Consider the following 12906-nt stretch of genomic DNA (forward strand, 5'->3'; position numbering starts at 1 on the left):
GGGTGATAGCAGCCTCCAAGGCCTTGCTTCAAGCAGAGTCCGGATCTTGACTTCAAACGCTACTCAATAGAACTACCAAGGAGACCTCAATGAACCGTCGACTGATACTCGCCTCAATTGGCGCCGTAGGTGCGCTCACCACCATGGCAACCGCTCGCGCAGAAGCAGCTTTCCCGCAAAAACCCATTACCTTTGTCGTTCCCTATCTGGCTGGAGGAACGACCGATCTTGTGGCACGAGTCGTGGGTGAGCACATGGCACGCACACTGGGTCAGCCGGTGGTGATCGAGAACAAGCCTGGCGCCGGAGGCAATATCGGCATGGATGCCGTGGCCAAGTCCAAGCCCGACGGCTACACGATCGGTTTCGGAGCCATCTCCACCAATGCGCTCAACCCGCACATCTACAAATCGATGGCGTTTGATCCCCGCAAGGACTTCACTGCAGTCTCCATGCTGGGCTATTCCACCATCGTGCTGGAAGTGGGCAAGGGCTTCCCGGCAAACAACGTGCAGGAGCTCATCGCCTATATCAAAGCGAACCCAGGCTTTCAGTACGGTACGGCCGGCGCCGGAACCAGCATGCACCTGGCTGGCGTGATGTTTGCGCAAATGACAGGCCTGGATACTGTCCATGTGCCCTACAAAGGCAGCGTACCGGGTATTACCGACATGCTTGGCGGCCACCTGCCCGCCATGTTTGATAACCTGCCCGCGTCCCTGCCGCACATTCAGGCAGGCAAGCTCAAAGCACTGGCCGTGGCTGGTAGCGAGCGCAGTCCATCCTTACCCAATGTGCCGACAATCGCGGAGAGCGGCCTCAAAGGCTACGCAGTCGATCCATGGTTCGGCGTATATGGCCCAGCCAAGCTGGATCCAGCGATCACAGCCAGACTCAATACTGCCATCAACCAGGCCCTGAGCGATCCCGCCGTCAAGGACAAGCTGGTACAGGCCGGATTCACCCCCAAGGGGTCTGCGGCACAAGCCTTCGAAGCACTGACACAGTCCGAATACAAACGACTGGGCGATGCGGCACGCAAGGCCCAGATGCAGGTCAACTGACGACAAGGCCTCCAGACGCCTGGCAATAGAGAACCGAAGCCGGGCCTCTCAGCACCTCGACACGCTCCAAAGCAAAAGATATTTCCGCAAAGTAGCCGAAATAACTATCCAGACGAATGCGCAGACCATCCAGGTAGGTTTTGCCTTCCGCGAGGAAACCGCGCATGAACAAGTTGTTGGCACTGGTCTGGGCAGCGCCCCATACGCGCGAGCCAATATAGCCAGGCAGCCGACTCCGAGGACGAAGCGCCGCTCAAGACAGACGACGCTCCCAAACAGGTATTGGCGATGGAGGCCGCTCAGGTAGCGGTCCGTGATCGGCAACCACAAGCCCCGTAGCGTCAATGAGTCCAGGGAAGGCGGTTCTCGACCGAAGCCATCTCTCTCTTTTTGGACCTCAACGAGTGAGTTCCGCAAAGCGGTGCAGAAGCGACTAGCGCAGCTCCTGCATTGCTCGATAGGCCACCTCAAAGCGGGGGTCCAGCATGGCACCTACATTGCAGCGCGACCAAGGCGATGTCTGGCTCGGATCGAGGTTGAAAACATGGCCCGGAGCCATGGTGACTTTGTGGGCGAGCAAACGCTCGGCTAGACGCACGGCATCGGGATTGCCGGGGAACGTGGCCCAGAGGTATAGCGACTGAGGGTTACGCGCAAACACCTTGCACTCGTGCATCTCCAACCAATCCAGCGCCTGCTCCGTTGCCTTGCCCAAACGTTGGCGCAAGCGCACGAGATGCCGCTCGTAATGGCCTTCGCGGAGCATCACATCGACCATGCGCTCGCAGTATTCGGACCCGCTCACATGGATCAGTGATCGCAAATCTGCCAGGTCGCTGGCTAGAGCAGCGCTGCAGGCGATGAATCCCACGCGAAGGGCTGCAGAAAATGACTTGGAAAAACTGCCTATATAAATCGTGCGTTCCAGCTGATCCAGCGTGGACAAACGCACTGACGAAGTCGGTTTGAAATCGGCCAATGGGTCGTTCTCTACCAGCAAGAGGTTGTGCCGTTCTGCCAGCTGCAGGACGCGGTAAGCCTTGGCAGCGCTGATGTCCGAGCCAGTGGGGTTGTGCGCCAGAGACTGGGTAAAGAACAAGCGCGGGCGCTCGGTCAACAGCAACTGCTCCAAAGCCTGGACATCGGGCCCATCGGCTTGCCTGGGGACTCCCAACACGCGTGCTCCTGCCAGCTTGAGCTTGCCGAACAGCAGGTAGTAGCCAGGATCGTCCACTAGCACCGTCGCGCCGGGAGGAACGAAGTAGCGAATCACCAGATCCATGGCTTCATTCGCACCTTGGGTCAGGACCAGTTGCTGAGGTGTGACACCCAGGCTGAACACACCCAGCTTGCGCACCAGGCTATCGCGCAGCGGCGCATAGCCAAAGCGGCTGCCATAGCGAAACAGGGACCCCAGTCCGGTTCGCACCACTTTCTGGTGATAGCGATCCATGCGCATATCGGCCAGCCACTCTATAGGCGGAAATCCATCGCCAACCGCGACAGCATCTGGCAGGGTCTTGAGTTGCTCGCGCATCAACCAGACCACATCCATCGCACGATTGAGCTGCCCTGCGTCTTCATCCTGAACCGCATGGCGGGCCTGGGGTTGAACATAAAAGCCGGCACCGCGCCGTGACTCCACCAAGCCGCGCGAGACCAAAAGGTCAAAGGCTGCCACCACGGTGTTTTTGGCGTAACTGTGCAAATGCGCCAGCTCACGCAAGGACGGCAGCTTGTCCCCTGCACGATACACGCCATCGGTTATTTGCTGCCCTATCAAATCAGCTAAACGCTCTGCAATAGGGGCCTGACGCTTGCTACCACCCGCCATTCAAGTCTCCTAGATCGTGAGTTGCCAGTATGTATGCAGATGGGTCCAATGCTGCATTGTGGTAGTACTGTTCTTGCAAACTGTACCTGTATTAAAAGGTACAGTTTGAATAAATTCTCGGCCAACCGTCCCCTTGTATTGATATCCAGATTTGGATCTGTAGGAGTTTTCATGGCCGTCGATTCGCGTCTTCCCAATTTCCGAGCTCTCACCCCCGCACAGCGCTGGGAGCATGTCGCCACCGCGTGCAATCTCAGCGCCGAAGAACGCAATCTACTGACCCAAGCGGGCGCCCTGCCCGCCACCTTGGCTGACGGCATGATCGAAAATGTGGTGGGCACGTTCGAGCTACCCATGGGCGTCGCAGGCAACTTCCGCATCAACGGCCGCGATGTGCTGATTCCGCTCGCAGTGGAAGAGCCCTCCATCATTGCTGCTGCTTCCTTTATGGCCAAGCTGGCCCGTGAAGACGGAGGCTTTGAAACGTCGAGTACCTTGCCGCTGATGCGTGCGCAGGTGCAAATCGTCGGCATCAGCGACCCCTATGGTGCAAGACTGGCCTTGTTCAAGGCTCGCGATGAGATCCTCGCGCAAGCCAATAGTCGAGACAAGGTGCTGATCAGCCTGGGCGGCGGCTGCAAGGACATCGAAATCCATGTCTTCCCTGATTCTCCACGCGGCCCTATGGTCGTGATGCACTTGATCGTGGACGTGCGCGATGCCATGGGTGCCAACACCGTGAACACCATGGCTGAATCGGTCTCGCCATTGGTGGAAAAGATTACCGGTGGCTCGGTACGCCTGCGCATTCTCTCGAACCTGGCAGATCTGCGCCTGGCCCGTGCTCGTGTACGCCTGACACCACAAACCTTGGCCACAAAAGAGCGCAGCGGCGAAGCAATTATTGAAGGCGTGCTCGACGCCTACACTTTCGCAGCCATTGACCCCTACCGCGCCGCTACCCACAACAAGGGCATCATGAATGGCATCGACCCCGTCATCGTCGCTACAGGCAACGATTGGCGCGCGGTCGAAGCCGGTGCCCATGCCTATGCCAGCCGCAACGGCCAATACACCTCGCTGACGCACTGGGAAAAAGACAATGCCGGTGCTTTGGTGGGAACCATCGAACTGCCCATGCCCGTGGGCTTGGTGGGTGGGGCCACCAAGACCCATCCGCTGGCGCGCCTGGCACTCAAGATCATGGAGGTGAAGTCCGCCCAGGAACTGGGCGAGATTGCCGCCGCCGTGGGTCTGGCCCAGAACCTGGGTGCTTTGCGCGCGCTGGCCACCGAAGGCATTCAGCGTGGCCATATGGCACTTCACGCTCGCAATATTGCGCTGGTCGCAGGTGCCGTTGGTGAAGAAGTAGAGATCGTCGCCAAGCGCCTGGCTGCCGAGCATGACGTGCGCACCGATCGCGCACTGGAAGTGCTGCAAGAAATTCGCGCCCAGCACTAAGCATCCTCAGCCTCGCCAGGCACATCCGGGCGAGGCTTTTTTACCCGAAACGGGAACAACAACAAGCAAGGAGACAAGGCTATGAGTTCCGACAAGCAAGCCTCGCACAGGCAACTCGCTGAGGTCTGGGGCGATACCGTCGACCTCAAGCACCTGAGCTGGTCCATCCTGATTGGCATCGGCATCAGCGTGCTCGGATTTTTTGCAGCCAGCCGCTGGCTGAGCTCGGTGGTCGAGTCCAAACAGCTGGCTCATGCCTACGCCATGCTCGCCGGCCTGGCCGGCTGTGTTCTGGCTGGCGTTATTTGCGCCCGCATCTTCCCTCCCAAACGTGTGGTGACCGAAGAAGACATCTCCAGCAACCCTGAATGGCGCGCCGAGGTGCTGCGTGAGCTGGAGCAGCAGCCCGGTGGTCTGGGTTCGGTGTCTGACCTGCCCCAAGTCGTGATTCAGGAGCTCAAGGAACTCAAGCTCTACGAGCTTTTCGTCACGCCCAATGCAACCCCAAGCCGTGATGGCCAATAACCCAAGGAGTACACGGCATGGATCCTCAACTCATTGAACAAATCGGCGTCGCCGCGGGCATGGGCCTGATCGGCGCCATCGTCTTTGCTGCAATCGGACTGGTTTCCGGCACCGACGAAACCACGACACTGGCACCACTCACCCTGCTTGTCGTGTTGCTCGGCGTTCCGCCGGCAGGCGTCTTTACCTTCTTTCTGGCTGGTGCCGTTGCCAAGCACATGACCCATGCCGTTCCGACAGCGCTGCTGGGCATTCCCGGAGATACACTCGCCACGCCTTTGCTGCAGGATGCAGACTTGCTGCGCAAACTTGGCGTGCCGCATATTGCCTTGCGCAAAATGGTCTCGGGAGCCATTGTAGCGGCCTTTGTCGCCGTGCCGCTGGCGGTGCTGTTTGCCGTGATGCTGGCTCCATTCGGCTCAACCATTACCAAGACTGCACCCTGGATTTTTCTGGCCGCAGCCGTGCTGATTGCTTATTTCTCCAAAGGCCGCTGGGGTGCAATTGCTTTGCTCGTGCCCTTTGTGATGGTGATTCTGGCTCTGCAGGCACTGACGGCAAAGTACGACACCAAGCTCAGCATCAGCTACTTCCTGGGTATCGCCATTGGACCTCTGGTCGCCGATCTCTTTACCGTCATGGCGCCCGCAGGCCGCAAGAGCATGTTGCGCGACAAGGTTCGCCAGTTCAACCTGGCTCCTGATGTCAAGGGTTGGTCGGGATATTTCCCCAACCCTCTCAAGGTTCTGGATCGAACCCAGACCCGTTGGACGTTGACGACTGCCGCCATTTCCAGCGCAACTTTTGTATTCAGCCCTGTGGCCATGACCGTGGTGCTGGGCGAGTTGGTGGGCTCTCGCATCAAACACGCCTATCACCGCCTGACCACGGTGCTCAGCGCTCGGAACGGCGTGACGGAAGCCACCTACATTGCTGAAACGCTGATCCCGCTGATCGCCTTCGGTTTGCCCCTGAGTCCTGTGGCTGCCGGCCCTGCCGCACCGTTGTTCAATGCACCTCCACGCTTCACGGTGGATGCGGCTACGGGCCAGACCCACAATCTGCACAACCTGCTGAGCCACTGGGAGTTTCTGGGCTACGGCTTGTTGTCTGTGTTGCTTGCCGCAGTGGTGTCCTATCCGTTTGCGATGAACTACGCGCGCCGTGCTGCAATGTTTGTCTCGCGCAAAGTCAGCCACGAAGCCATCATTGCCACCTTTGTCGGCCTGATCATCGTGATCAGCGTCTGGGAAGGCGGCCTGCTGGGTCTGCTGGTAATCTTGACCATGGGCCTCATGGGTGGCTTGCTCTCCCGTACCTTCGGCTTCAATACCGGCGTGCAGTTCATGGGCTATTACACAGCCGTGCTCAGCGTTCCTGCTCTGCTCAAGCTGTTCTGAAAGCGAGGACAGCAATGTCGAATGCATCAGAGCGCCAGGTCAAGATCGTGGAAGTCGGGCCACGCGACGGCCTGCAAAACGAAAAGCTGCCTGTACCATTGAATGCCAAGATCGAGCTGATCAACCAGCTCAGCAGCGCAGGCCTGCGCTTTATCGAGGCAGCGTCGTTTGTGTCGCCCAGATGGGTGCCGCAAATGGCCGGCAGCGCCGAAGTGATGGCCTTGATCGAACGTAGCCCTGGAGTTCGCTACAGCGCATTGACGCCCAATCTGCAAGGACTGGAAGCTGCTCTGACTGCTCGCTGTGACGAGGCGGCGGTCTTTGGTGCGGCTTCGGAAACCTTCTCGCAACGCAATATCAATTGCAGCATTGCGCAGAGTCTGGATCGCTTCAGACCTGTGGTGCAGAAGGCGCTGGAGGCAGGAGTCCCCGTGCGTGGCTATGTGTCCTGCGTGTTGGGCTGTCCCTATGAGGGCGATGTTGCTGCAGAGGCAGTCTTGCAGGTTGCGCAAGAGCTTCTGGCCATGGGGTGCCATGAGATTTCTCTGGGCGATACGATTGGCCGCGGTTCGCCCAAGTCCACACGCAAGCTGCTGGAAGTCTGCCTCAGGGACCTTCCCGGCGCGCGCCTGGCGGGCCATTTTCACGATACCTATGGTATGGCGGAAGCCAATGTCTGCACTTCGCTGGAGATGGGACTGCGCATTTTCGACAGCTCTGTGGCGGGCCTGGGCGGCTGCCCCTATGCCCAGGGAGCCTCAGGCAATCTGGCCACCGAAAAGCTGGTCCATGCCTTGCATGCCATGGGCTATGAAACCGGTGTAGATATGTCCAGGGTTCAAGCCGCAGGTCGCTATATCCGGCAAGTGTTGAGCGATTTGCATGGCCAGCAAGTGGTGCGGCACTGAAACCTGCGCTCTACATAAACACCAGCGCAAAAAGGCCTTGAGATCTCAAGTCTCTCGGCCTTTTCCTTGAAGGCGTCAACGCCCGCTGTCAGAACAAGTCCCGACTTCTACACGCAAGTCTGCAATGCGATGCAGCAGCCGTTGGTGTCTCTGATATGAACTGTCTCAACCCACCAGACGCACTCACCAGAGAGAAGGCCTTCAAGGACTGCTCCTGGCTATCTTTCACCTCAATTATCGCGATGACTGGCTCATACTCGTCAACAGAGTCGATTGCGGTGCGCTTCCAGCGCCAGACAGCTCACCTCCCCTCTTGCTGAGGGACAGTAAAACTGAGCGTCGCGGTATAGCGTACATCGTTATATTTTTTACCGCCCACAGTAACCACTGCATCATTGACACGAGCCGATACCTCAAGCACATACAGGCCAGGGAAAGACGGCGTGAAGCTAACCGTACCGTCCTTTGACGGGGTCAGTGAACGGCGCCACCCTTCCCCCGTTTCGATATTCACTTGACTCGCAGCAACAGCTCGTCCCTTGAATATCAATCGAAAGGTGTTTCCGTCAGGGTGGGTCGGAACCAGCTCCAAGTCGTTTCTAGCCTGAATGTCCTGGCGACCGTAGCGAGCTTGATAGTAGATAAGAACTCCATCATCGAACCCGGTTGCGGAGAAGCGCAGATCGCTGAAGGGCTTGGGAGCAGCAATATGGTTGACCGCAGTCTGAATTGGCAATGATTTGCCATCAGCTTGCATTGCCTTGGGCTCCAGCAATCCAGGCAACTTGTCTAAAGGTCTGTGCAACTCTCCTACGTAGGCTCGGACCTCCATCCCATCGGGCTGTACCCAGAGATACCCCGCTTGCGCCTGTGAGCACCACAGGCCACTGACTAGCAGGCACAAAGCCATTCGATGAAATACAGGAAGCAATTGCACTCGGCGATCCTCATCTTCAAGGTTGTATCCAATGCGCTCGGCGTCTTGGCGCCTTTTGGATTTCTTCCTGTTCGACGCAGGGCCTGCAGTCCAGGCCCTGCGTCGAACAGCACATAACAAAGGCTGGGCAAGCTTGTTGCCTGTCAGCGCGGGGTTTCTATCCGCCTTACCCATAATCAGTGGAGGTCCACCATTGCGAGTCCCAAGGCAGCGAAGTACCAACATTCAACTTTGAATATAGGCATTCAGAAGTCATAACGCATTCCGACATTGACGCTGCGCGGAGCACCCCAGGTGTAGAACAAGCCTGCCGCGGTAAAGTTGGTGAGCCCGGCCATGTACTTCTTGTCCAGTGCATTGTTCACGTTCAGGCTGAACGACAGGTGCCTATCGACCTGATAGCGCGCCATCAGATCTAGCACCGCATAACCCCCCTGCGACAAAGTGGCAGCGCTATTGCTCATCGAGGTCTTGCCCTGCCAGCGTGTGGCCGCACCCACAGTAAGTCCCCGCAACGAGCCTTGATCAAAGCGATAGGTCGTGCCTAGCTTGAACTGGTACTTCGGATATTGACTGGCGCTGGTGAGCGAGCTGCTTTGCTGCACCAGACTGCCCTGCGCTTGCCATCCGCGCGCGAGTTCGCCCGCCAACTCCAGTTCCCAGCCACGCCGCGTTGCAGACGAGACCGCACGGTAGGCCGTGTTGCCCGCAGGAGTGAGATCACCACTTTCCTCTGCGGTGTTTTCCGTCTTCATCCAGAAGTGAGCGATGCTGGCATTCAAGCGCTTGTCGAAAAACTCGGCCTTGGCGCCGACCTCATAAGTGTTGCCCTTCTCCGGTGCCAGCGTTGCACCCCGCGCATCCTGAGCCGTCTGCGGCTGGAAAATGTTGGCATAGCTTGCGTACAACGACACGTTCGGCTGCACCTCGTAGACCAACCCGGCATATGGGGTGATCACGCCGTTTTCCTTCATGTCATAGTTCCACCAGTAGGGTGTGATGTCACGCTCTTCAAACCGTGTAACGCGCAACCCCGTGATCAACTGCAGAGGATCAGCCACCCGGAAGCGCCCTGCAGCATAGGCATAACGCTGCTTCTGACTGAATTTGTTGTTGCCGTAGTTCAAGACACTGAAATCGGGCTGAGGCAGCACCGCCCCACCCTGTGCCATGTTGATACCGAGATTGCCGAGCGGCACCAGATTCAATGCATTCAGCGGCAGTTGCACATTGCTGTGAAAGCGCGATACGCCTGCGCCGGCCAGAATTTCATGCGAGCGGCCCAACAGCTCGAATGACCCCTTCACATCCAGATTGATGCTCCAGTTATCGGTTTCCATGTTGCGCCACCGGCCGAAGCTTGCGCGGTCCTGGTCGTAGAAGTAGCCAGCCTTCATATCGTCCATGGATACGTTCTGATGTGAAAACTTGAGCGTGGCTGTCCAGTCATCCACCAGACGTTGCTCAAGACTGCCGAAGAGATTGAGACCTTTCTGGGAATATCCGCCCCAGGGGGCACCGGTGTTGAAAGAGCGCGGCATCCACGCCACCTCACCACCTGTCCGCGTGTAGCGCTGGATCGGCTGCGTAGTGCCGATGCCTTGTGCATCGCGTTCGCGATAAGTCATACCTAGGTTGAGGACCGTGCCGGGAGTGATGTCCGCTTCGAGTGCCCCGAACAGCATCTTGCTGCTGCTCTTTTCATGATCGCGGAATCCCCCTGCGTCCATGGCAGAAGCGACCAGACGCCCCCGTACCGTACCCGCCTCGTTCAGTGGACCGCTCACATCGGCCTGTGTTCGATACGTGTCCCAGCTTCCCACATTGGCACGCACACTGGCCTGAAATTCACGGGTCGGGCGTTTACGGACCATGTTCACCGTGGCGCCATAGTCGCCCTTGCCGACAACCAGACCGGATGAACCCTTGAGGACCTCGATCCGGTCGATCTCGGCCATATCGTCGAGTGAAAACATGGTGCTGGTAAGGTAGTACCAGCCACTGCTCAGCTGCGCCATGCCATCGGTCTGCAGGTTTACCTTTGCCCCACGCGCTTGAAAGTCAGTGGCATTGTTCTGCCTGTAGACGGCAATGCCGGGTGTCTGTTCCATCACATCGGTCAGCGTCTCCAGCTTGAAGTCATCCATGCGCTGACGCGTCATGACGGTCACGGATTGAGGTGTCTCGCGTAGCGAGAGATTCAGACCCGTTGCCGTCCGGCTGGGACCCGTCTGGGTGTAGCTGCCCGTGCCCTCGGTAACGCCGTCCCTCTCAAGCTGTGCAGTCACCGTGACTGTGGCCAGCGATGCGGAATCATCGTTTGACACGACGGCCTTGATGATCAGGCCACCCCCTTGAGTCACGGCGACCAAACCGCTTCCAGCCAGCATCTGCTCCACAGCCTGCTTCAGCGTGAGTGCTCCATGGACGGGGCGCGCTGTCTTGCCGGCAACCAACGCGGGAGCAAACCCGATCGAGGTGCCAGAGGCTGCTGCCAGCTCATTGAGTGCGCTCCCCAATGGCTGGGAGGTGATCGAGAAACTGATGCTTTTTGCACTATCAGCAGCGGGTTGCGCCTGCGCAATCATCGGGGAGAGGACTGCCAGGGCTGCGGCCAAAGCAAGAGGAGCGGGCTGGAAATGAGGCTGCGTGAAGCGCATGGAGAGGGATTCCGAACGTCGAGTAATGAATGAAAATGAAACTCACTACTCTTTAAGACGCATCAGATCACCAGAAATACACCCCTAGTCCGAAAAAATTCGAAATGGCCGCATTGAGCATGAAGTGCTCAATGCGCACTGACGATTTCAGTCTTCCCCGATGACATGCTGACCAGCTTCACAGGCAGGATCTGGGTCAGCATGCGCGCAAACTCCCCAGGTCTATCAATCGGGTAGCTGCCGCCGATGGTCAGAGCGGCAACCGCCGGGTCGCGGATCTCCAGGCCCGTAGGGCCATAGCGTTCCAGCTCCAGCAATGCATCAGCCAGTGAGGTGTTATCAAAACGCACCAAGCCCTTGCGCCATAGGGCGACACTGCCGGGAAAAACGCTGGCTACCTGGCCTAGCATCCCACTGGATGACACCCTCAGGCCTTGTCCTGCCAGCAAATCGACAGGCAGATCAGCCTTCGCGCTGGCGGTGCTGTGGGAGTTGGCGACCCGTACATGGCCCTTCTCCACCGAAACATTGACAGCCCCGGCATCGGCCCCCTGGTTGCGATAGCGAACGGAAAATCGTGTCCCGAGTACCGTGACACGCGCAGGCCCTGCGAGAACATGAAATGGTTTCTTGGGATCGGCGGCAACAGAGAACATGATTTGTCCATCAGCAATCCGCACTTCTCGGCGGTCGCGGTACATGGTGACCTGAGCCTGGGTGTCAGTGTCCATGGCGAGCTCGGTGCCATCTGGCAAGATGACGAGCCTTTGCTGCCCCTTCTGCGCAACATAGCTGCTCTCGAATGTCGGCTGCAGCATCCATTGATGCCATCCAATCCCTGCCGCAAAGACCGCAGCACAACAGGCAGCGACCAAGGCAGAGCGCGGCTGCATCCAGTTCAACAGAGCGCCTGCGCGCGCCCGTCCCTCCATCGCCTTCGGCTTCACGGGCTCCCCGCAAGACTGCGCAGAAGATCCACCACTGGCAATGGCTTCGCGCTTGAACGAGGAACGCGCTTTTGCAACCATGTCGGCAGGAGCAGAACGCAGCAGTGCCATGTCTTGCGTCAGAGGACGAAATGCCGCGTCATGTGCAGCATCCTCAGCCAACCACTGACGCAGGGCTTCATGCTCGCTCTCGCTCAAGCCTTGCTCCCAGCGCGAGTGCCATTCGACGGCCGCCACATCCACCGGATTCTGTCGACTGAAAAAATCCGCAAGCTCGCGCGCTTCCGCAGCCTCGTCAAAGGAGGCTGGCACATTGCGCTGGGATGCAAAAGAGTGACTCATCTTAGGGATACGGATGCGCGGGGTGGGGCAAAAATTCACCCTCGGCGAAACAGCTACGCAAAACGCACGCGAATTTGCGATCACTCGACATTATCAAGTTCCATTCTGCGCGCAGCACAAGCAAGTTTTCCGCGGCTGATGTACTGATTCACCATGCTCAGCGACACCCCCATCCGCTCTGCAATTTCCTTGTTGGGCAACTCATCGAAGATGTACATGCAGAAGGCATCACGACACCGAGGCGGCAGCCCCTCGATAGTGTCAAGATACGCTTGAATGCTCTGAGACGATGCATAGGCATGCTCGGGCTGCAGATGCAGAGGACTCGCAGGCTGATCCAGCTCCTCCAATGAATCGATACTTTGATGCTGGCGCACCTCAGCCCGTCTATCCATATCGATTTTGGCGCGCAAGGCCACCTGCCTCAGCAATGCACCCGGCTCAAGAATGACCTGCCCCTTCTGCTGCATGGAAAGCACACGGGCATAGCTTTCCTGCGCCAAGTCAGCCGCAGTATCGCGGTCTCTCACTTTGCGCATGCAGAAATTCAACAGGTCTCTGTAGTAGCGGGTCAGCACGATCCAAAAAGCCAGTAGCAATGAGTGAGGTCGAACGTGCGCGGCGATAAGACAGCCCTGGAGCCCAGGCGCAAAGAGTTGCGATCAACTACACGGCAAAAATTATAAGTTGCTAATGCGACTTATTCTCAATAAACGTATCCGATGTGATGCGAGCTGCAGGTACTGATCGGTCGTGACCCCTGTTCGGCTCAATGTCGACTGGCATACCTGATGAGAACCGACAGCAAACGCCTCAAGCCGCCGTTCG

Annotated in this window: 11 protein-coding genes; 5 read left to right on the top strand and 6 right to left on the bottom strand. The window is 58.1% G+C overall.

Annotation, left to right across the window (positions count from 1 at the left end; translation table 11 throughout):
- Positions 1 to 89 precede the first annotated feature (89 nt).
- The gene (locus F0P97_RS18325) at positions 90 to 1064 is read left to right on the top strand and encodes a Bug family tripartite tricarboxylate transporter substrate binding protein (protein WP_182283417.1); all 975 of its coding nucleotides are present in this window, start codon (positions 90 to 92) and stop codon (positions 1062 to 1064) included.
- On the opposite strand, the gene F0P97_RS18330 is transcribed toward F0P97_RS18325, so the two are convergent.
- Entirely contained in the window at positions 1057 to 1293 is a 237-nt protein-coding gene (locus F0P97_RS18330; protein ID WP_332839912.1) for a TonB-dependent receptor plug domain-containing protein, read from the bottom strand. The genes F0P97_RS18325 and F0P97_RS18330 overlap by 8 nt on opposite strands.
- 204 nt (positions 1294 to 1497) lie before the next feature.
- The gene (locus tag F0P97_RS18335) at positions 1498 to 2898 is read right to left on the bottom strand and encodes a PLP-dependent aminotransferase family protein (protein ID WP_182283419.1); all 1401 of its coding nucleotides are present in this window, start codon (positions 2896 to 2898) and stop codon (positions 1498 to 1500) included.
- Between the two features lie 171 nt (positions 2899 to 3069).
- Here F0P97_RS18335 and F0P97_RS18340 point away from each other — a divergent pair, with 171 nt between their 5' ends.
- The 4 genes from F0P97_RS18340 to F0P97_RS18355 all read left to right on the top strand — a co-directional run bounded on the left by F0P97_RS18340 (position 3070) and on the right by F0P97_RS18355 (position 7192).
- A complete protein-coding gene (locus F0P97_RS18340; protein WP_182283420.1) occupies positions 3070 to 4359 on the top strand; it encodes a hydroxymethylglutaryl-CoA reductase, degradative in 1290 nt (429 codons plus the stop codon).
- An 81-nt stretch (positions 4360 to 4440) separates the two neighbouring features.
- Positions 4441 to 4884, top strand: a complete 444-nt coding sequence (locus F0P97_RS18345) for a hypothetical protein (protein ID WP_182283421.1) — start codon at positions 4441 to 4443, stop codon at positions 4882 to 4884.
- A gap of 17 nt (positions 4885 to 4901) precedes the next feature.
- Positions 4902 to 6284: a tripartite tricarboxylate transporter permease gene (locus F0P97_RS18350; RefSeq protein WP_182283422.1), complete on the top strand. Its 1383-nt coding sequence runs from the start codon at positions 4902 to 4904 to the stop codon at positions 6282 to 6284.
- A gap of 14 nt (positions 6285 to 6298) precedes the next feature.
- On the top strand, positions 6299 to 7192 hold the full coding sequence (locus tag F0P97_RS18355) for a hydroxymethylglutaryl-CoA lyase (RefSeq protein WP_182283423.1): 894 nt from the start codon (positions 6299 to 6301) through the stop codon (positions 7190 to 7192).
- A gap of 301 nt (positions 7193 to 7493) precedes the next feature.
- Here F0P97_RS18355 and F0P97_RS18360 read toward each other — a convergent pair whose 3' ends face one another.
- From F0P97_RS18360 to F0P97_RS18375, 4 genes are all read right to left on the bottom strand, one after another.
- Positions 7494 to 7949 carry a DUF4198 domain-containing protein gene (locus tag F0P97_RS18360; protein ID WP_232537987.1) on the bottom strand — a complete coding sequence of 152 codons (456 nt, stop codon included), beginning with the start codon at positions 7947 to 7949 and terminating at the stop codon, positions 7494 to 7496.
- A gap of 425 nt (positions 7950 to 8374) precedes the next feature.
- Positions 8375 to 10789: a TonB-dependent siderophore receptor gene (locus F0P97_RS18365; RefSeq protein WP_182283424.1), complete on the bottom strand. Its 2415-nt coding sequence runs from the start codon at positions 10787 to 10789 to the stop codon at positions 8375 to 8377.
- Between the two features lie 128 nt (positions 10790 to 10917).
- Entirely contained in the window at positions 10918 to 12078 is a 1161-nt protein-coding gene (locus F0P97_RS18370) for a FecR family protein (RefSeq protein WP_182283425.1), read from the bottom strand.
- An 80-nt stretch (positions 12079 to 12158) separates the two neighbouring features.
- Complete coding sequence (locus tag F0P97_RS18375; RefSeq protein WP_034362310.1) at positions 12159 to 12656, bottom strand: RNA polymerase sigma factor; 498 nt, start codon at positions 12654 to 12656, stop codon at positions 12159 to 12161.
- Between the last annotated feature and the right edge of the window lie 250 nt (positions 12657 to 12906).

The organism is Comamonas testosteroni, assembly GCF_014076415.1.
In the GTDB taxonomy this organism is placed as follows: domain Bacteria; phylum Pseudomonadota; class Gammaproteobacteria; order Burkholderiales; family Burkholderiaceae_C; genus Comamonas; species Comamonas testosteroni_F.

Coding starts and splice junctions, on each gene's coding strand:
- F0P97_RS18325 (WP_182283417.1), top strand. CDS start 90: ATGAACCGTCGACTGATACTCGCCTCAATTGGCGCCGTAGGTGCGCTC.
- F0P97_RS18335 (WP_182283419.1), bottom strand. CDS start 2,898: ATGGCGGGTGGTAGCAAGCGTCAGGCCCCTATTGCAGAGCGTTTAGCT.
- F0P97_RS18340 (WP_182283420.1), top strand. CDS start 3,070: ATGGCCGTCGATTCGCGTCTTCCCAATTTCCGAGCTCTCACCCCCGCA.
- F0P97_RS18345 (WP_182283421.1), top strand. CDS start 4,441: ATGAGTTCCGACAAGCAAGCCTCGCACAGGCAACTCGCTGAGGTCTGG.
- F0P97_RS18350 (WP_182283422.1), top strand. CDS start 4,902: ATGGATCCTCAACTCATTGAACAAATCGGCGTCGCCGCGGGCATGGGC.
- F0P97_RS18355 (WP_182283423.1), top strand. CDS start 6,299: ATGTCGAATGCATCAGAGCGCCAGGTCAAGATCGTGGAAGTCGGGCCA.
- F0P97_RS18360 (WP_232537987.1), bottom strand. CDS start 7,949: ATGCAAGCTGATGGCAAATCATTGCCAATTCAGACTGCGGTCAACCAT.
- F0P97_RS18365 (WP_182283424.1), bottom strand. CDS start 10,789: ATGCGCTTCACGCAGCCTCATTTCCAGCCCGCTCCTCTTGCTTTGGCC.
- F0P97_RS18370 (WP_182283425.1), bottom strand. CDS start 12,078: ATGAGTCACTCTTTTGCATCCCAGCGCAATGTGCCAGCCTCCTTTGAC.